Source organism: Pseudomonas sp. PS01270 (assembly GCF_029959775.1).
Lineage (GTDB): Bacteria > Pseudomonadota > Gammaproteobacteria > Pseudomonadales > Pseudomonadaceae > Aquipseudomonas > Aquipseudomonas atacamensis.
Genome location: NZ_JASCPT010000072.1, coordinates 1 through 18,157, shown reverse-complemented (window position 1 = coordinate 18,157; position 18,157 = coordinate 1). Strand labels below are relative to the sequence as shown.

At 59.2% G+C, this 18,157-nt stretch carries 14 protein-coding genes and 1 tRNA gene; 3 read left to right on the top strand and 12 right to left on the bottom strand.

Annotation, left to right across the window (positions count from 1 at the left end; all coding sequences use genetic code 11):
- Positions 1-4: 4 nt before the first annotated feature.
- Positions 5-100 (top strand) — tRNA-Sec (locus QMX86_RS18725).
- Between the two features lie 80 nt (positions 101-180).
- On the opposite strand, the gene QMX86_RS18720 is transcribed toward QMX86_RS18725, so the two are convergent.
- The 10 genes from QMX86_RS18720 to QMX86_RS18675 form a co-directional block, all read right to left on the bottom strand.
- On the bottom strand, positions 181-2,445 hold the full coding sequence (locus tag QMX86_RS18720; RefSeq protein ID WP_282384548.1) for a hypothetical protein: 2,265 nt from the start codon (positions 2,443-2,445) through the stop codon (positions 181-183).
- A 342-nt stretch (positions 2,446-2,787) separates the two neighbouring features.
- Entirely contained in the window at positions 2,788-3,078 is a 291-nt protein-coding gene (locus QMX86_RS18715) for a type II toxin-antitoxin system RelE/ParE family toxin (RefSeq protein WP_016770737.1), read from the bottom strand.
- A complete protein-coding gene (locus tag QMX86_RS18710; protein WP_016770738.1) occupies positions 3,071-3,316 on the bottom strand; it encodes a type II toxin-antitoxin system ParD family antitoxin in 246 nt (81 codons plus the stop codon). The genes QMX86_RS18715 and QMX86_RS18710 overlap by 8 nt, the downstream gene beginning before the upstream one ends.
- A gap of 339 nt (positions 3,317-3,655) precedes the next feature.
- A complete protein-coding gene (locus QMX86_RS18705; RefSeq protein ID WP_282384549.1) occupies positions 3,656-5,725 on the bottom strand; it encodes a hypothetical protein in 2,070 nt (689 codons plus the stop codon).
- Between the two features lie 234 nt (positions 5,726-5,959).
- A complete protein-coding gene (locus tag QMX86_RS18700) occupies positions 5,960-6,319 on the bottom strand; it encodes a DUF6124 family protein (protein ID WP_042610027.1) in 360 nt (119 codons plus the stop codon).
- 458 nt (positions 6,320-6,777) lie between these two features.
- The gene (locus QMX86_RS18695; RefSeq protein WP_016774812.1) at positions 6,778-7,287 is read right to left on the bottom strand and encodes a hypothetical protein; all 510 of its coding nucleotides are present in this window, start codon (positions 7,285-7,287) and stop codon (positions 6,778-6,780) included.
- An 8-nt stretch (positions 7,288-7,295) separates the two neighbouring features.
- The gene (locus QMX86_RS18690; RefSeq protein ID WP_071172519.1) at positions 7,296-7,811 is read right to left on the bottom strand and encodes a hypothetical protein; all 516 of its coding nucleotides are present in this window, start codon (positions 7,809-7,811) and stop codon (positions 7,296-7,298) included.
- Positions 7,808-8,461 carry a hypothetical protein gene (locus QMX86_RS18685; protein ID WP_056786867.1) on the bottom strand — a complete coding sequence of 218 codons (654 nt, stop codon included), beginning with the start codon at positions 8,459-8,461 and terminating at the stop codon, positions 7,808-7,810. The genes QMX86_RS18690 and QMX86_RS18685 overlap by 4 nt, the downstream gene beginning before the upstream one ends.
- 226 nt (positions 8,462-8,687) lie before the next feature.
- Positions 8,688-9,983 carry an OprD family porin gene (locus QMX86_RS18680; protein ID WP_282384550.1) on the bottom strand — a complete coding sequence of 432 codons (1,296 nt, stop codon included), beginning with the start codon at positions 9,981-9,983 and terminating at the stop codon, positions 8,688-8,690.
- Between the two features lie 192 nt (positions 9,984-10,175).
- The gene (locus QMX86_RS18675) at positions 10,176-11,879 is read right to left on the bottom strand and encodes an amidase (RefSeq protein ID WP_282384551.1); all 1,704 of its coding nucleotides are present in this window, start codon (positions 11,877-11,879) and stop codon (positions 10,176-10,178) included.
- Positions 11,880-12,188: 309 nt separating this feature from the next.
- Here QMX86_RS18675 and QMX86_RS18670 point away from each other — a divergent pair, with 309 nt between their 5' ends.
- The gene (locus QMX86_RS18670) at positions 12,189-13,304 is read left to right on the top strand and encodes an AI-2E family transporter (RefSeq protein WP_016774807.1); all 1,116 of its coding nucleotides are present in this window, start codon (positions 12,189-12,191) and stop codon (positions 13,302-13,304) included.
- Positions 13,305-13,314: 10 nt separating this feature from the next.
- A complete protein-coding gene (locus QMX86_RS18665; RefSeq protein ID WP_071172514.1) occupies positions 13,315-14,928 on the top strand; it encodes a mechanosensitive ion channel domain-containing protein in 1,614 nt (537 codons plus the stop codon).
- Positions 14,929-14,931: 3 nt separating this feature from the next.
- Here QMX86_RS18665 and QMX86_RS18660 read toward each other — a convergent pair whose 3' ends face one another.
- Positions 14,932-16,209 carry an OmpP1/FadL family transporter gene (locus QMX86_RS18660; protein ID WP_122505603.1) on the bottom strand — a complete coding sequence of 426 codons (1,278 nt, stop codon included), beginning with the start codon at positions 16,207-16,209 and terminating at the stop codon, positions 14,932-14,934.
- A gap of 86 nt (positions 16,210-16,295) precedes the next feature.
- Complete coding sequence (proP, locus tag QMX86_RS18655) at positions 16,296-17,798, bottom strand: glycine betaine/L-proline transporter ProP (protein WP_024013032.1); 1,503 nt, start codon at positions 17,796-17,798, stop codon at positions 16,296-16,298.
- Positions 17,799-18,157 lie beyond the last annotated feature (359 nt).

Genomic DNA, 18,157 nt, shown 5'->3' with positions numbered 1-18,157 from the left:
TTCAGGAAGACAATCGCGCCCGGTGGCGCGGCCGGGCTTCAAACCCGGTTGGGGACGGCATCCGTTCCCGGGCAGGTTCGACTCCGGCTGTCTTCCGCCAGTTTTTCTTTTCAACCACATCGTTGTAGTAAAAAAGCTTGAAGTTAGATGTCTCTGATAGTATCAATTATATAGGTGGCATCATTTCGGTATGGCCATTAATCGGATGTTATCCATTTTTACGGCTGTAGCGTAACTTATTGAAAGTCTTATTGTGGAGTAAGTGCTTGTTTCAGGTAGTCCCATGTAAAATTTTATTTCAACTTTTTTCCATGTGCCAGTGGTAGTTAATTGTATGCGCGGAAGCGTAATTGGATTTGGCTGTTCGTGGCCAAGAGTAACATGGCATACCGCTGTCCCCGGAACTAAATAGTCGAAGCTTAAACTGCATGGCTTGCCACTTTGTATATTTTGATATGACTTGGTTAGAACCAAGTCGTGCTCTTCATTAGAAAAGCGCGACTGAGCATAGTACTCGCCGCTTTCGTTGATTATTGATCCATGCAAACTCCATCCATTCATGTCGTTATTCGTGAAAGTGGTCAGATCATCGAACCCCTTTTTGTTTGGATACATTCTCTTCGGCAACGATTTGTACCCACTTTCAGTTTCATCAAAAGAAACCTTCACCTCAATCTCAAGTGTCGATTCGTTTTCCAACATCAGCAACTTGTCGAGTGGTACTGGATGGCGTATCCCACCCAAATCCTCCGCCGTCACCTCTTTCCCTTTATAAGCCTCTTCAACAATTCCCGTACTTCCATCACGCTTTATTTCCCTATACGTCAGCCATATCTTTTGCCCCAAGGCAATCAGCGGCCAAGCGGTCGTCCGCGTATGATCCGTCGGCAACACATCCGCAGGGTCCAGCTCATCTCCCGTCACCCGGTCGATCGTCGGCGTGGGCAATCGGGGATCCGCGTCCGCAATGTCCTGCACGCTCAGTAACAGCGGCAGGGAATCGCGCGTAGCCGATCCGGTTGTCTTGCTGTAATCCACCGTCACATTGCCACCGAAACTGTACGCAAGCACTTTGTTGTCCAGCGCAATCTCCTGCGTGCCCAGCACTTTGACCACGTGAGGCGGCGAGGTGTAGGAGCCATCGGCAGGCGTGCCCGGGGCGCTGGTCCAGGTCACGACGATTATGTCGTCGAGCTGAATGGAAGGATCAAAGACCAGAGCGGTCAGCGCATCTTTCGCGGCAAGCGGATCCAGACTGTTGCCTGGTGCCTGTTTGATTATGGGCGCTACCAGATCCGGCGCCGCTTCGCCGATGACCTCGGCCTCGGCCGTTCTGGAGTGCCCAACCACGGTGCCTGCAGGCCGTTCCAGTTCATAACGCACCTGCAAGCGCGCGCCGGAAGTCAGTTGATCGTTGGGTAGCTCCAGAATGCACGGTTGCAGCACTCCAAACTTGTCGGTGATCACGCCCGGTTGGGTCGGCTTCTCGGCTGAATCGTTCAGCCGAGAATACCCTCTGACCGTGTCGCCCTTTTGAAAATCGGAAGTAGTGGGAGCAACGACGATCAGTAGCGGCCGGCCGTCGAGTTCATCGAGGTCCACAATCGCTGGATCGTCCATGTCATCGTCTGGATCTTCGCGCAGGATCGGCTGGGGCAGGAAGTTTCGCTCAAGGTCAATGTTGGCATGAATGTACTTCGACCAGCGGTTCCGGTGAGTGGCGTTGGCCAGTTGATCGACCACCGTGTAGGAGAACGGGCAGTTGTTCATGCTGCCAATTTTTTGAAAGGTGTCGGGACCGATCAGCACCGAGAATGCCTTGCCCGCCTGTTCCGGCGTCACCGTGTGTTTGAAGGTCTGGCGATTGATCTCGTATGTCACCTGATCGTAGGCGCGGCAATGAGGGTAATCGAACGTCAGGAGTACGCCTTTGGCGGCCTGATCCTTCTCAATCACCGCCGGGTTGCCGAGCCCTTCGGGCAGACTGATCAGCAGCCCCGGATGATCACCGGTGCCAGGCACATCATTGCCGCCGGGCAACGTGTCGTTGTAGAGGGCCCACGCTTCGATGGACTTGCTGTCATTGCCGGCGACGTTTTTCAGAATGTATTGGATGGTGTTGATGACGCCGTCGTGAAGTGCCCTCTGGAACACGGTGAAGGTCATTCGCTCGTTGATGACTGGCTGTGGAACGCCGCTCTGCTCACCGTTGACGAAGAGTCTGATACTGCCATATTCACCAACGTCCGTAGGCGGATCGACCACCACCTGTACACCAGCGGCGTTGATTTCATCGCGCGTGAGGTCCGTGAATACCTTCAACGGCAAGCCATAGGTGACTGTCGGTGGCTCTGCTGGCGGGTCAGTGATCACGTTCTCGGTGGCAACAGGGATTATCACCGGATACAGCGTCATGACCGTGTTGTCGGGTTGCGTCTTTTCCATGGCACACCTTCCTGATGAGACGGCCAGGGAGGGCCGGCCGGGATGGAGATATCAGATACCGGGCGGGAGAAATTGGCTACTGTCAGATCTGACAGTTGAAAGTGGGTTTGCGACGGACGGTAGGTCTGCACTCGGAGATGCGCAGGCCGATGCCGACGCACAATCAGCGGCGCGGCCGGGCTTCAAACCTGGTTGGGGACGGCATCCGTTCCCGGGCAGGTTCGACTCCGGCTGTCTTCCGCCAGTCTCCCAAAAGCAAAGATCGCAGCCTTCGGCAGCTTCTACATCGATTTGTGGAGCTGCCGAAGGCTGCGATCTTTGGTTTTCGGTGATACGAGAAGGTTAGAGATTACGCTGCGCTTCCATCCGGTCATGCAAGATTCTGATTATCGCGATCCCATAGGCGGTGATTCGAAAATAAATCACGTGACTCTCCACGCTGCAGCGTCGGTAACCGGGGCGGATCGCGTCGCATGCGGGTGCTGTTTTGGGACGATCAGCCAACTGCTCGAAAGACGCAGTCAGGATGTCGATGTAGCGATTGGCCTGATCCAAACCCCATTGTTGAGCTGTATAGGTCCAGATAGCCTCAAGATCCGCTTCGGCGGCGGGGGTAAGTCGGTATTCAGCCATGCGCCCTCAACATTCTTTTTTTGAAAGCATCAGCATCGAATGGCCGGGGGGCACCACTGGACTCTCCTTCTCGAAGGGCTGCGCGGACGGTTTCCAGTTCAGCGTTTCGCTCTTGCTCTCGACGGATCAAATCGCGGATATATTCGCTGTCGTTGGTGTAATGTCCCGCTTCTATTTGAGCTTTGATCCAATGGTCTTGCTGGTCAGTCACGGTTATGGTTTTTCGTACGGTAGCCATGGTCGGGCCTTTTGCGGGTGGGGAACTTTGCGCAAATTATCATACTAATGGTGCGCTAACGAGTATGAGCCTAGCCGTTACAAGAACGAATCACAGCCTTCGGCAGCTCATGCGTATATCACTCGAGCTGCCGCAGGCTGCATTTTCAGACCCGCGAGCGAATCTGCTGCCCGAACACATCCATCGGGTTAAATAAATCCGTCCCCTTTGTGATCGCGAGCAGGCTCGCTCCCACATTTGGAATGCGGTCAATCTGTGGGAGCGGGCCTGCTCGCGAAAGGGTCATTACGGCCGGCACAAAGACTCGACTCATCCACGCTGTTTAAATCAATGGTATGGCTATTCGTCAAGCAACAAGGGCAGCTTCCGCCGTCGACCTATGACAGGGTAACTACCGCTGATGGTAGTTAGGCCGATGGCCACCCCCATATGTCGATGATCTGCGGGGTCGGGAGGAACGGCTTTACCATTGGCAAACAGATAGGTGATTTGGGCTTGGTCGTTTATGGCAATGGTGCCATAAAAATTAGGAGATCTCTGACCTAGAAAACTTGATTGAAACTGAAAACAGATGGGGGGGTTGAAGGTTTGCGTGGTAGTCCTTGTAAACGGAATAGGCTCCAGGCCCTGATCTCGCAGGTAGGCGTGCGCCGCACCCCAAGTCAAAGCTCGGGAATCAGCGAATAATTCGTACACATTGGAACATTTCACCGGGTATTGAGCAGTTCTCCCCGCTGCATCTCGTACTTCGATCACGGTCGACCCGTTTGAGACAGAGTAGACCTCACCCGTCGTGAAGTGGACGGTTGCGATGTGCACGTTGTGAGAGGTGAAGGTAAAAGGCGGGGTTCCATCAACTGGAAGCCGAGTTGCATGGGACTGTGGAGACTTATAGCTGGTTCGGGTCCAGTCTGGCTGATAAGTGGATTGCGGGGACATATAGTAGTTGAGGCCGCCGAGCAGCATTTCCGACGGATCTATCTTCAATGGCTTGGCCACACTCACCGTATAAGTACGCACCCGAAGCGGCACCGCTTTTGTCTTGTCCTTAAGCCCATCAAGATTGACGGCACAAACCACTCTCAACGAGCTTCCATCTTTCAGGTTCTTCAACCACTCGACTTGCGCCAGGAACGAAATCCTGTCCGCCAGTTCACTAGGCCCGCCGGTCGAAACTTCCTTGGTTACCGGGTTTCCATCCGCGTCGACGCCTTCAAAATCAACCCAGACCGGGTGGGTCTGTTGCATCAGTGGAATTTTTTCCGAGAGCACCCGCGCATCATTCGGTAGTTCCGGAACATTGAGCTGCTGCCCCATTTCCCCCGCAATATTCGGCGTCGGCAAGCGCGGGTCGTCCACCGCGATTTTATCGATGACCACCTCCAGAGGAGGGGATTCGCCGCTGGGCACGCCATCACGAATCAATACCCACGACACCTGGATTGTTTTGCCTTGATGAGCGAGGAGGAACGCCACGCTGAATGTGAAATTGGCGCGTTGGTTGGTGTTGAATGCCACTTGCGGAAATGATGATCCCGGTACGCCATCGACAATCTTCAGCGTCGCCTTGTCGTTTGCCAAAGCGGCTTGGAACTCGGCCCGCACCTTCACTCCGCCTTCACTTGCCAGCACATCGATTGGGGAGACGGCGTTAACGAGCGTCGGCGGCTCTTGGGAGATCTTGTCCAGATCCACTTCCACAAACACGGCATCGGACCAGGTTGGAGGGCCGGACGGGTTGGTCAGGTAGTCGACAACGCGATATTTGATTTCGAAGGTTTTATCGTTGCCACCCTCGATCAGCTTGTCTTTCGGGATGTCGATCACCACACTTTGTGGCACGGGAGGCAGGGGCGACACACTGCTGGGTGTGAGCTGATATTGGTGATGCGCGCCATTGCAAGACACAAAAATCCGGTCATACCACTGCACGTTGGCGTAGGTAACAGTCACCTTGAACTTGTCAGCTTCCGCCTGGTTGATGACCTTGTGGCTGACGGTGAGATTCAATACCGGTGGTACATCACCGGGCGGAGAGGTTCGATGGTAGAGCACCAGCTCAGGTGTGAGTTCATCATTCCCGGACGTGCGCTCGATGTGAATTTTGATGCGGTTAAGGCCTTTTTGCAGTAAGCCGGCAGGCAGGCGCAAGGGCGTATCGTCGCTTTCCTTGCCCTCAGCGATGGTGGTGCTAGGCCCTTTGTTGTCGTTGGCCAGCAGGATGAGCTTATCGTTCTTGGTCTGATTCAAGTAAGCCAGCATGAGGATCAACAAGCCCTCGGTTTCATTGGCTTTCACAATGGTGACGCCGCCATGGACGTCTGCCATTGCAGGTTCCAGCTCAACCATTTCGGGGGCTTGCGGGCGGGTCAGTGCAAACGGTTCAACGAAGTTACGGACGCGGCTCATTGCATTCTCCTTGCATGACGTAGGAACGCTCTTGCTGCATCTAATGCGAGACCGGCCGGGCCGTCACCTGTCAACTCTGACAGGTCGGAGGGGGTTTGCGATGAACGGTCATGAAGAGTGTTCCCATGCGCAAAGGCATGCAGCCGGGACGCTCCGGATCCCATCGGGAGCCGAACGCGGAGCGTCCGTTGAGGCATTCCCACGCAGGAGCGTGGGAACGATCATCGGGCTCCGCTACTGCGGCAACTCCAGATTATCCAGCACCCGATTCACCGCCAGTTCCCCGAGCATGATCAACTGCGCAATCCCCATCAACGTTCGGCGTTGCGATGGCTTGACCAGCCCGGCGAATTCCTGGGCGATGGTTTTGGCCGAGGCGAGGGTTTCGCAGGCGTTGGCCAGCAGGTCTTCATTTTTGGTGTCGGCGGTGACGGCGTACATGGCGCGGGGGCTGAAGGGCGGCGGGGTCGAGCCGGGTGGGCAGAGGTAGTGGTCGAGGGCGCGGTCGGCGGCTTGGTGAAGTTTTTTCGAATCGAGGGATTCGTAGGGGGAGGTGGGATCGGTTTCGGGTGGGTTGGGTGTTGGTTTGATCATGATAAAGCTCCTATTAAGTGGAGCCGTCAGGCACTGTCGCTAAACAGTAGGTGGCGGCTGTACGCAGGTTAGCGAACCGGTTATAGGCACCCGGCAGACCCGAAGGTCTCCCGCATACAGCCACCATAGCGCAGTCGCAGAATTGAACCTGCGACGAAGCATGGACCGCTGATGCACCTAATTAAGATCCGGGTCGCTAAACCCGATCGCTGATTCGTCAGCGACCGCACCACAATAGAACCCGCCCTCAAGGTGCACAAGCCGGCGGATTCTGGCGTAGCTGTAGGCAACGGCGCAAGGATTTGTAGCCTTGAGACCGTATCCGCAGGTGTCTTTTAAACAGCTTCGTTTAAATCAAAGAATTGCGCCGTACCTGATGGCCTCTTCGCGAGCAGGCTCGCTCACACATTGCAATTCATTGCGCCGCAGTCCACCGCACCAGCCCCCATCACCCAACCTCACGGCTGATACGGAATCACCTTGTCCCGGTCCATTTCCACCAACAACTGGTCGAGCATCTGCCGTTTGTTCTCGACCCCGGGAATCGGCACATACCACGTCATCACGCTCCAGCCTTCGCGGGAGTAGTTGTAGGTTTTGAGCAGTTGGCCATCCTTGAAGACCGAGCCGCGCAGGTTGTCCTGGTAGTGGTAGGGCATCGGGAAGGTGAACAGGGTGAAGACGTTGACCAGCGCCAGCCAGTTGACCTTGCCGTCGCTGGGTTCGGTGATCAACAGGCTGTAGCCGTTGCGGGTGTAACCGCCGTCGAGCATCGAGAACGCGCCGGTCTTTTTCAGGACGCTGACGGTTTCGCGCTGATGCTGCTCGTCGATGCGCGTATAGGCCGGCCCCATGCCGAGCGTGACCGGCACGTAGGCCTGATCGGCATGGTAATCGAGCGGTTGCAAGGTGTTGGCGCAGCCGCCCAGCATCAGTGAGGCACAGAGCAGGCCGGCGACTTTTATCATCGCGCGGTTCATTGCGCGACTGCCGGGATCAGCCGGTCCTGCTGCACATCCTGCGCGAAGGCGCGGGCGATGCGGCCGAGGTTCTGTTCGCGCATCTCGCCGCCCTGATCCAGTAGCCAGACGTATTTTTGAGTGATGTTGCGATAGGTGTATTGCTTCAGTCGCTTGTCACCCTGGAACACGGTGAATTCGGTTTGCGTGTCGAATTCGTTCGACAGCGGCAGCAAGAACAACGTCGCGGTGCTCAGCAGAATCACCGGAAACGGCGGTAGGTGTCGTTCCACATTGAGTTTGACCTTCACGTTGTACTCGTCAGCTTTACCGCTGCCGGTTTCGATAGTGCGGAACACACCGGTCTGACGCAGGTGGTTGCGCAGGCTGGAGCCGTTTTCCGGATCATCGACCATAACGTGAATCGGCTGCAGATAATCTTGACCGTCCGTAAGCGTGCGCTCGGGCAAGGTGTTGGTCGCCGCGCAACCGGTCAACAGAGCGGCGGCGGTGAGGGCGATGATTTTTTTCATGGTTTGGCGTCCACGGCAATGCCCGGAATGGGGCCGGTGAAGATGTAGGGCTGAGCACTGTTCAGGTCGAGTTTCAGCGGTTGCAGCGTTGGCAATCCTGGCGCCAGACGTTGCGCAATCAGCGCATCGCGGGCGTTCTGATCACTCCAGCGGAACGCGCAGAAACCGGCTGTCAGGCAGAACGAGCGGAACTCGCCGATGTAATAGGCCTTGCCGGGTTCCAGGCGCATCGGCAGGTTGAATTTCTCCCGCGCCTCTCTCGAGGTGAAAACAGTGCCTAGCCCAGGTTGATAACGTGCGGAAAAGAACTGGAAATCATAGAACTCGTAATCGCCCGGCTTCAGGGGAAGCACGAATACGCTCGCTGCGCCGACACCGTCCTGAACATCCTGCGGTGTGGAGTAAGCGCCGGCCATTTTCCAGACGCCGGCCGCACCGTATTCGGAACCGCGTTTGCGGAAAAAGATTCGCTGGTTGTCAGCGGCTGATTGCTTGAGTGATTGCGGCCCGATTGAGCCAACGAGATAACTGACTGGCTCGCTTGCCTTGGGTTGCAAGGGTTCGCTGACCCAGGAAGCGCTTTCGGTAATGCAGCCGCTGAGCGTCGCGGCGAGGACGACGGCCGCTCCGAGTTTGAATAGCTGAAACATGTACATCCCTGAATCTGCTTGCGTTGATTGACTACAAACAGGAAGGTCAATCAATGCCTTCCTGGCTTGGCTTTTTATGCGGGGGCGCAGAATAAACGAGGTGATGGCACTTGGCTAGCCGCTGTAGGCGCTGCGGTACGCTGAAATCATTTGATTTTGATCTCAAGGAGCAAACTCAGGGTTTGTGGCCGACGCAGGAACCTGTGGGCGGGTTGATCGTGTTACCTCAAAAACCCAGCGGGTACTGAATGACCACGTAAATCCGGTCAATGTCATCCCCGGCCTGCGCTTCGTTGGCGCGGTGGGTTACGTGCGACAGTTGCACCGACAGATCCTTCGCGGCGCCGGACTGCACTACATACTTCAGATCGATATCGCGTTCCCAGTGTTTGCCGCCGCTGCCTTGTTGCGGTTGATAGTCGCCGCTGTCGGTGTCGAACGGGTTGTAGGCGCCGCCCCTCGGCGCGTGCGTGCCGTCGATGTGGCTGCCGCTGACGTAGCGGGTCATGAAGTTCAGGCCGGGGATGCCGAAGGCGCCGAGGTCGAGGTCGTAGCGGGCTTGCCAGGAGCGTTCGTTGGCTCCGTTGAAGTCGGCGTATTTGATCGAGTTGGCGAGGTAGATCGAGTCGCCACCGACGAAATCGAACGGCGTGTCGCCATTGATCCGCTGCCAGCCGAGCATCACCGCGTGCGCGCCGACGCTGTATTTGCCGGAGAGGCTGAAGGCGGTGTTGTCGATCTCGCCGGCCAGTGCGCGGCCGGTGTCGCGGGTGTGGTAGAGGTTGGCGTCGAGCAGCACGCCGGACTGTTTGAAGTGCAGATTGCCGTAGTACTGGTGCCAGGTGTCGCTCAGTTCTGAGGCGTAGAGTGCGCCGCCGACCGGGCTGGAGCTGAACAGGTCGGCACCGATGAAGCTGATGCCACCTGCTTCGGTGTTGGCGCCGTAGCCGTAGAAGTTGCCCTGGCCGGAAGAGCTGTCCTGGTTCTTGAATGCAGTGAAATGCCCGGCGAGCAGATTGACGTTGTCGAGCTCGGCGCTGTTGAGCAAAAAGCCTGTGGCGTATTCCGGTTGCAGGCGTTTGTCGGAGGTGTCGAAGACCGGGGTTTCTACGGTCATTTCGCCGAAGGCGACGGTGGTTCGCGAGACCTTCAGCTTGAACGCACCGCCAACGCTGGAATAGTTGTGTTCACTGCGACCATCGCTGTCGACCGGTAACAGGCCGGTGCCGGAGTGGCCCTTGCCGCCGTCGAGTTTCAGGCCGGCGAAAGCGTGGGCGTCGATGCCGAAACCGACTGTGCCCTCGGTGAAACCGGATGAGAAGTTGCCGATAAAGCCTTGTGCCCATTCCTGTTTGTAGTTTTTCCCGGAGGGCGTGGGCGAGCGATAGTCGTTGCTGAGGTAGAAGTTGCGCAGCAGGACATCGCTTTTGGCGTCGTCGAAAAAGCCGCTGGCATGGGCGGTGCCGGTCAGACCGCAGAGCATGGCGAGCAGAGTGAGGCGGGAGGGGGCGCGGTTGATCATGGTCAGTGCCGGTGGTAATCAGGATGGCGCTGATGATCGGCGGATTGGCCTGGTAAGGATTGGGCCGGTGTGCTGAGTTGGCAGCCCTCACACCAAACCCTGTGGGGTAGTCAGGTGGAAATGTGGCGGCTGTCAGGCCGCCATCGCTGGCAAGCCAGCTCCCACAGGGTTTGTGGGAGCTGACACAGTGCATTAAGCCAGCGGCGGTGTACGCGGTGGGATCTGGCGTTTGCTGCCGGTGGATTCGAAAGCGGCGGCGAAGCGCAGCAGGTTCGAGTCGTCATAAGCGCGACCGGCGAAGGTCAGGCCGACGGGCATGCCGATGTCGGCCATCACGCCCATGGGCACGGTGACGGTTGGCACGCCGAGGTGGCGGATCGCGAGGTTGCCGTTTGCCACCCAGATGCCGTTGCTCCAGGCAATGTCGGCCGAAGCAGGATTGACATCCGCATCCGCCGGGCCGACGTCGGCGACGGTCGGGAACAGCACGGCGTCGAGGCCGAGGTTATCCATCCAGTCTTCAAGGTCGATGCGTCGGGTCTGCTCCAGACCGCGCAGGCCATCAGGCACCGTAGGAATTTCATTCCACGGCGTGATGCCGCGCTCGGCCATGCGCACGTATTCGTCCATGCCGGCGGCCAGATCGCCTTCGCGGTTGGGCAGGGTGCCGGGGTCGTGCGGGAAGATCTTCGGCCCGTCGACGTCAACCAGACGATTAAGCTTCGGGTCACCGTTGGCTTGCAGGAAGTCGTCGAACGCCCAGGCTGTCAGATCCCACAGTTCATGGTGCAGAAACTCTTTCGACACCAGCCCACGGGTGAACACGGTTGGCGCGCCAGGGCGGTCGCCTTCGCAGTTGGAGACCAGCGGGAAATCGGTTTCGATGACTTCGGCGCCAGCGGCCTCAAGGGCCTGACGCGCCTGTTTCCACAAATCGATCACGGACGCGCGGGTGTTGATGCGCTGACCGGTCGGGCCGCCAATGCCGGGGGCTTCGCTGGTGCCGGCGTGCGGATCGGCATTGATGTACATGCGCGGGATGGCGAAGCGTTTGCCGGCCAGGGCTTTGGCATCTGCGGCCAGTTCACTGTACGCAGCCGGGCGCACTTCGCTGACGCGCGGGATCGGCACCCACGGTTGCAAGCGCCAGAGGTCGCCACGGGTGTCCGGGTCTTCGGCGACGACCACGTCGAGCACTTCGAGCAGGTCGGCCATGGTTCGCGCGAACGGCACGACGACGTCCATAGTCGGGGTCAACGGCCAGTTGCCGCGCACCGAAATCACCCCGCGCGACGGGGTGTAGGCGCACAGGCCGTTGTTCGACGCAGGGCCGCGACCGCTCGACCAGGTTTCCTCAGCCAGGCCGAACGCAGCGAAACTCGCAGCGGTCGCGGTGCCGGCGCCGTTGGACGAGCCGGAGGCGAACGGTGCGGTGAGGTAAGCGGCGTTGTACGGGCTTTCAGCGCGGCCATAGACGCCGCGTTGCATGCCGCCATTGGCCATCGGCGGCATGTTGGTCTTGCCCAGGCAGATCGCCCCGGCAGCGCGCAGACGCTCGATGGTGAAGGCGTCGCGATGGGCGACCAGATCGGCGAACGCCGGACTGCCGGAGGCGGCGGTCAGGCCCTTGACCAGATAGCTGTCTTTGGCGGTGTAGGGGATGCCATCGAGCGGGCCGAGGGTTTCACCGTTGGCACGGCGGGCGTCGGAGGCGCGGGCTTCGTTCAGTGCTTCGGGGTTGCGCACGACGACGGCGTTGAGTGCCGTCGGGGTGTCGGCGCCATCGTAGGCATCAATGCGCGCCAGATAGGCCTGCACCAGCTCCACGGCAGTGGTCTGGCCGGATTCGAGGGCGGCGCGCAGTTGGGCGATGGAGACTTCGGTGACTTCGATCATGGGGTCACCTGTTGAGCGTGGATGTTCTGGGCAGGGGTTTTCATAGCGGTTCTCGTTGCACGGCTTGAAGCGACAAGGTCGGGACTGGCGCCTATTTAACACCATGCGGCGGGCGGAGTAATCGGTGGGGTGATGGTTTTGTTGGTAGATGGCCTGAGCATCCGTGCTGCCTGACCTTGCGCTTTCGCGAGCAGGCTCGCTCCCACACCGTGTTGCGTAAAGCGATAATGCCGCGCCCCACAGGAAGACCAGCCCAACATGTTCTAGGCTCAGCGCATCCCGAATGCTGCACCGCTCAGGAATGTTGCCATGGAAGATAAGCCGCTGATTGCGTTCAACAGTTCCAAAGCCTTGCTCGACGTACTGATCCGCGCCGGGTTGATCGCGACCCTGGTGCTGTTCTGCTACGACATTTTCCATCCGTTTCTCAATGTGATGCTGTGGGCGTTGATCCTCGCAGTCACGCTGTACCCGCTGAACCAGAAACTCGGCGCAAAACTCGGCAACCGTTACGGTTGGGCGGCGATTGTGCTGGTATTGCTGGGGCTGGTGATCCTGATGGTGCCGCTGAGCCTGCTCGGCGCATCCGTGGCCGATTCGGTGAAGGTGGGCATGCAAACCGTGGAAGCGGGGCAGTTCGAGATTCCGCCGCCACCCGCCAATGTCGCCGACTGGCCGCTGATCGGCGCGCCGTTGTATGGCATCTGGATGCACGCTTCGCAGGACCTGAGCTGGGTATTCAAGGAACTGGCGCCGCACCTGACCAGTTGGGGCCGGGTGCTGTTGCATCAGGCCGCCGGCGTCGGCGCAGGCATCGTGGTGTTTGTCGTCGCGCTGATCGTCGCCGGACTGATCATGACCCACGGCGAACGCGGCCATCGCACAGCGGTGGCGATCACCACGCGGATTTCCGGCCCGGTGCGTGGCCCGCAGATCGCGCAACTGTGCACCTCGACCATTCGCGCGGTGGCGCAGGGCGTGGTCGGTATCGCTTTTATCCAGATGATCTTGATCGGTGTGGCACTGGTGATCATGGGCGTGCCCGCTGCCGGCGTGCTGGCGTTGATGGTGTTGCTGCTGGGCATCATGCAACTGCCGGTGCTGCTGGTTACCGTGCCGGTGGTGGTGTTTGTCTTTGCCCATGATGGCGTCGGCCCCGGCACGATCATCTTCGCCGTGTGGATGGTGATCGCCGGGCTCTCCGACAACGTGCTCAAGCCGATGCTGCTCGGCCGTGGCGTGGCCGTGCCGATGCCGGTGGTGCTGATCGGCGCGCTGGGCGGCATGGTCACCAGCGGCATCATCGGCCTGTTCACCGGGCCGGTGATCCTGGCGGTCGGTTATGAATTGTTCATCGGCTGGGTCTATCAGCCGGCCGACGTCAGCGAAGTGCTGGACGAAACCTCTCACGACAATCAGCCATAAGGAACGGCGCATGCGTAACAGGCTGATGGTGCTGGCGATGCTGCTGGCTGCAACACTGTGGTCCGGGCTCGGCCAGGCACTGGAAGACACCACGACAGCAACGGACGAAGCGGTAGAACTGAAGGTGGCCAACCGCAGCATCATGCTGTTTCGCGCGACCATTCTTGGCGAGGCGCCGGCCTCACGGGTCAAGCGGGCGAAGCGGGTGATCAGTGAAGCGCTGGAGGAAGACCCTGAGCTGAAAATCAGCACTGATTCGATCCAGAACAGTTACATGGTGCTGATCGGCAATACCCGTGCGTTTATCGTTGCACCGAAAGACGTCGACAGCCTGGCCTATTCCTCGGTGCAGGAAGCCGCCGAGGGCGCAGCGGAAAAACTGCGCCAGGTGGTCAACGAAACCCGTGAGGCGCGCAACGTGCAGATGATTGTGCGTTCGCTGGCGCTGGCGGCGGTGGCCACGCTGATCTATCTGGCGCTGCTCTGGTGTCTGTCATGGCTGCGCCACAAGCTGTTGGCGAAACTGCCGGCGCTGATGGATCGCCACACCAAGGCGCTGAAGGTCGGGCGGGTGCAACTGATCGATTCGAATTTTCTCTACCCGTTGGTCAGCCGCTGTCTGTTGTTCCTGCGCTGGTTGCTGATCCTGCTGCTGTCCTACGAATGGCTGGGTTTCGTCCTGTCACGCTTCCCGTATACGCGGCCGTGGGGCGAAAGCCTCAACAACTATCTGGTGGAACTGGCCGGTTATCTGTTGCAGGGCATCGTCGATGCGATACCGGGGCTGGGCGTGGCGCTGGCGATTTTCTTTATCGCCCGGGGCGTGACCGCATTTACCCGACGCATCCTGCGCCGGATGGCCGCGCCGGGGACGTTCAGCTGGCTCAACCATGAAACCCTGCAACCGACGCAACGCCTGACCGCACTGGCAGTCTGGCTGTTTGCGCTGGCGATGGCTTATCCCTATCTGCCGGGCGCCGGGACCGATGCGTTCAAAGGCTTGTCGGTGCTGATCGGCCTGATGATTTCCCTTGGCGCCACCAGCGTCGTCGGGCAAGCGGCGGCCGGGTTGATCCTGACCTACACGCGGACTTTGCGCCCCGGCGAGTTTGTCAGGATCGGCGAGTACGAAGGCACCGTCACCGAGCTGGGCATGTTCACCACGCGGATTCGCACTGGCCTCGGAGAAGTGCTGACGCTGCCCAACTCGATGATCACCGGCACCGTGACCAAGAACTACTCGCGCACCGTGCAAGGCCCGGGCTACGTGGTCGACACGGTGGTGACCATCGGCTACGACACGCCATGGCGCCAGGTCGAAGCGATGTTGCTTGAGGCGGCCAAACGCACGCCGGGCGTGCTCGAAGACCCGCCGGCGCAGGTGTTCCAGACCGCGTTGTCGGACTTCTATCCCGAGTATCGACTGGTGGCCCAGGCCATCCCTAGCCAGCCGCGCCCGCGTGCGGTGTTGCTGAGCATGCTCCACGCCAATATTCAGGACGTGTTCAACGAATATGGCGTGCAGATCATGTCGCCGCATTACCTGGGCGATCCGCAGCAGGAAAAACGCGTGCCGCCGGAGCAGTGGTTCACCGCACCGGCGCAGGCGCCGAAGGATGAGTGATCCCTAGAAACGCCAGACCACGCCGCCGCCCAGCACATGCAGGGCGGCGTTTTTGTATTCGCCGGAGACCGAGCCGCCGGAGCGCGCTTTGGTCTGTTGCACGTCCATGTCGCCGAGGTAGATCAGCGTGTAGCTCATGTGCACATCGACATCGTCCTGCAATGCATAGCTGACCCCGGTCGCCAGGCGCCACGCTTCGTTCATCGGGTTGTCGACGGTGCGATCCTTGTCGTCCACTGCCGAGGAGTCGTAACCGAGGCCGACGTTCCAGCGCAGTTTCGGGTTGATCTGGTGCTGCGCGCCGATCGAGGCATGCCAGGTGTCCTTGTATTGCCGCTGCGCCGTTCTGGAAGTCGAGCCCAGGCCGGTATCGACTTCCACGCCGACCTTGCCGAAATCGCTCCAGTCCTGCCAGCCGAGGCTGCCGAGCAGCGTCCACTGCGGATCGAGCTGGTAGGACACGCTGGTGGTGACGGTCTGCGGCACGTTCATGTCGACGTTCAGCTGATCGGCGTCGAGACGGTTGAGCGCCAGACGCAGCAGCGGATTGGTGATTTTCTTCAGCTCGGGTTTGTCTTCGAATTTGAGCTTGATCTTGCTGGTCCAGGCCAGCCCGAGCTTTGTGCGCTCGTTGAGGTTGTAGAGCACGCCGACGTTGGCGCCCGTGCCCCAGTCGGTGTCCTTGTAGCGCAACTGACCATCCTCGGCGTTGCCCAGACCGAGCACGTTATTGTTGACCGCCACTTCGGTGCGGAAGTAGCCAAGCATGAAGCGTGGGCCGAGTCCGACGGACAGGTCGTCGGTGATCTTGTAGGCATAGGTGGGCTGGAACGACACACCGATAATGGCCGACTCCTGAGCGAAATAGCGCCCGGCCCAGTCATCGTCGTAGTCCAGCGCCAGACCGAAATTGCCGTACATGCCGAAGCCGATCGAGGAGCGCTCATCGAGTTGATGGCTGATGAAGAAGCTGGAGCCGGGCAGGTACTTCAAGGCGTTGCCACCTTCGTTGCCGCCGAAGGTATTGGCGTTGTCGCGGGAGAAACTGACGTCGCCGAGGATCAACTGCGCGTTGAAGTTGATCTGCGTGCCGGCCAGTTGGCTGATGCCCGCCGGGTTGGTCATCAGAATGCTCGGGTCGCTGGCCATGACCGCAGAGCCGGCGTTGGCCAGACCGGTGCCTTCGTGGCCGGCCTCGTAAATCATGATGCCGCCGGCTTCGGCCTGGAGGCTGGCGAAGAGCAATCCACCAGCGACCGAACTTTTGATCAGCTTGAACATGTGAACTCCTTGAATGGCATGCAATCCGGTTTCAAGGCTAGCTCAAGCTCGGCGTGGCGTCGGACCGATTGCCGACGCCGCACTGATCAATCGATGCGCGGATGCTGGAGCGCCAGTTCCTTGCGCTTGGCTTCCAGCGCGGCGATTTCGGCATCGATGTCTTCGATTTTCTGCTCGATGTTGTCGTGGTGTTCTTGCAACAACTCCTTGGCCTCTTCGAGGTCGGAAGCCGCCGGGGCCGCGCCGCGCAAGGGCTTGTTGGCGGTTTCCTTCATGGTCACACCAGTGACCAGACCGACCACGGCGATGACCATCAGGTAATACGCAGGCATGTACAGATCGTTGGTGCTTTCCACCAGCCAGGCCACGGCAGTCGGGGTCAGACCGGCGATCAGCACCGAAACGTTGAAGGCACTGGCCAGCGCGCTGTAGCGGATGTGCGTGGGGAACATCGCCGGCAGGGTCGAGGCCATCACGCCGATGAAGAAGTTGAGCAGCACCGCGAGGATCAGCAGGCCGGAGAAGATCAGGCCGATGCTGCCGCTGTTGATCAGCATGAACGCCGGAATGGCGAAAATGAACAGGCCAATGCTGCCGACGACGATGAAGGGCTTGCGGCCGATCTTGTCGCTGATGAAACCGATCAGCGGCTGTACAAAGAGCATGCCGACCATGATCGCGATGATGATCAGCACGCCGTGGTTTTCGCTGTAGTGCAGGTTGTGCGTCAGGTAACTCGGCATGTAGGTGAGCAGCATGTAGTAGGTGACGTTGGTCGCCGCCACCACGCCGATGCAGGTCATCAGGCTGCGCCAGTGTTTGGTTGCGACTTCCTTGAACGACACCTTCGGGCCACCGGCGAGGCCTTCGCGGTCGCCTTGTTCGAGTTTTTCCACGTGTTGCTGGAACGCCGGGGTTTCTTCCAGGGCGTGGCGCAGATACAGGCCGATCATGCCCAGCGGCAGGGCGAGGAAGAACGGAATCCGCCAGCCCCATTCTTCGAAGCGCTGTTCACCAAGAATCGTCGAGATCAGCACCACGACACCGGCGCCGAAGACAAACCCGGCGATCGAGCCGAAATCCAGCCAACTGCCGAGGAAGCCGCGCTTACGGTCGGGCGCGTATTCAGCGACGAAAATCGACGCGCCGGTGTATTCGCCACCGACCGAGAAACCTTGGGCCATTTTCGCCAGCAACAGCAGGATCGGCGCCCAGATGCCGATCGAGGCATAGGACGGAATCAGGCCGATGGCGAAGGTGCTCAGGGACATGATGACGATGGTCGCGGCGAGGACTTTCTGTCGTCCGTATTTATCGCCGAGCGCACCGAAGAACAAACCGCCAAGCGGACGGATGAGGAAGGGCACGGAGAAGGTCGCCAGCGCAGCGATCATTTGCACGCCGGGATCGGCGCCGGGGAAGAAGACCTTGCCGAGCACATAGGCGACAAAGCCGTAGACGCCAAAGTCGAACCATTCCATGGCGTTGCCCAGCGCGGCGGCGGTGATCGCCTTGCGCATCTTGGCGTCGTCGACAATGGTGATGTCTTTCAAACCGATCGGTTTGACGGTGTTCTTGCGTGATTTCATTGCGCTGTTCCCGCTCGCTGATCCAGATTACCGCTGCGATGCCATCTCCATGATGGCGCCGGCTCTTCTGGCTCAGATACATGCGGACACGAAATAATTCACCGATAGGCTGGAATTAATTTCGACAGGTGGGGCGGGTGGTCGGTGCTCTGAAGGGCTTGGTTGGAGCATTCAAAATAGTTGTTGCCTGAGCGCATGCCATCGCGAGCACACTCACTCCTACAATATTGCGCGGCGAATCACAATTCCCTGATCCAACACAAATCCCCTGTGGGAGCGAGCCTGCTCGCGAAGGCAGCGACACATTCAACATCGCAGTCGCCTGGCCCAGCGCTTTCGCGCGCAGGCTCGCGCCCACA

What these genes read in the sequence shown, in the direction of transcription:
- QMX86_RS18705 (WP_282384549.1), bottom strand. Translation starts at nt 5,725, where the DNA reads ATGAGCCGCGTCCGTAACTTCGTTGAACCGTTTGCACTGACCCGCCCG.
- QMX86_RS18680 (WP_282384550.1), bottom strand. Translation starts at nt 9,983, where the DNA reads ATGATCAACCGCGCCCCCTCCCGCCTCACTCTGCTCGCCATGCTCTGC.
- QMX86_RS18715 (WP_016770737.1), bottom strand. Translation starts at nt 3,078, where the DNA reads ATGGCTGAATACCGACTTACCCCCGCCGCCGAAGCGGATCTTGAGGCT.
- QMX86_RS18685 (WP_056786867.1), bottom strand. Translation starts at nt 8,461, where the DNA reads ATGTTTCAGCTATTCAAACTCGGAGCGGCCGTCGTCCTCGCCGCGACG.
- QMX86_RS18690 (WP_071172519.1), bottom strand. Translation starts at nt 7,811, where the DNA reads ATGAAAAAAATCATCGCCCTCACCGCCGCCGCTCTGTTGACCGGTTGC.
- QMX86_RS18670 (WP_016774807.1), top strand. Translation starts at nt 12,189, where the DNA reads ATGGAAGATAAGCCGCTGATTGCGTTCAACAGTTCCAAAGCCTTGCTC.
- QMX86_RS18720 (WP_282384548.1), bottom strand. Translation starts at nt 2,445, where the DNA reads ATGGAAAAGACGCAACCCGACAACACGGTCATGACGCTGTATCCGGTG.
- QMX86_RS18675 (WP_282384551.1), bottom strand. Translation starts at nt 11,879, where the DNA reads ATGATCGAAGTCACCGAAGTCTCCATCGCCCAACTGCGCGCCGCCCTC.
- QMX86_RS18695 (WP_016774812.1), bottom strand. Translation starts at nt 7,287, where the DNA reads ATGATAAAAGTCGCCGGCCTGCTCTGTGCCTCACTGATGCTGGGCGGC.
- QMX86_RS18660 (WP_122505603.1), bottom strand. Translation starts at nt 16,209, where the DNA reads ATGTTCAAGCTGATCAAAAGTTCGGTCGCTGGTGGATTGCTCTTCGCC.
- QMX86_RS18700 (WP_042610027.1), bottom strand. Translation starts at nt 6,319, where the DNA reads ATGATCAAACCAACACCCAACCCACCCGAAACCGATCCCACCTCCCCC.
- QMX86_RS18710 (WP_016770738.1), bottom strand. Translation starts at nt 3,316, where the DNA reads ATGGCTACCGTACGAAAAACCATAACCGTGACTGACCAGCAAGACCAT.
- QMX86_RS18665 (WP_071172514.1), top strand. Translation starts at nt 13,315, where the DNA reads ATGCGTAACAGGCTGATGGTGCTGGCGATGCTGCTGGCTGCAACACTG.
- proP (WP_024013032.1), bottom strand. Translation starts at nt 17,798, where the DNA reads ATGAAATCACGCAAGAACACCGTCAAACCGATCGGTTTGAAAGACATC.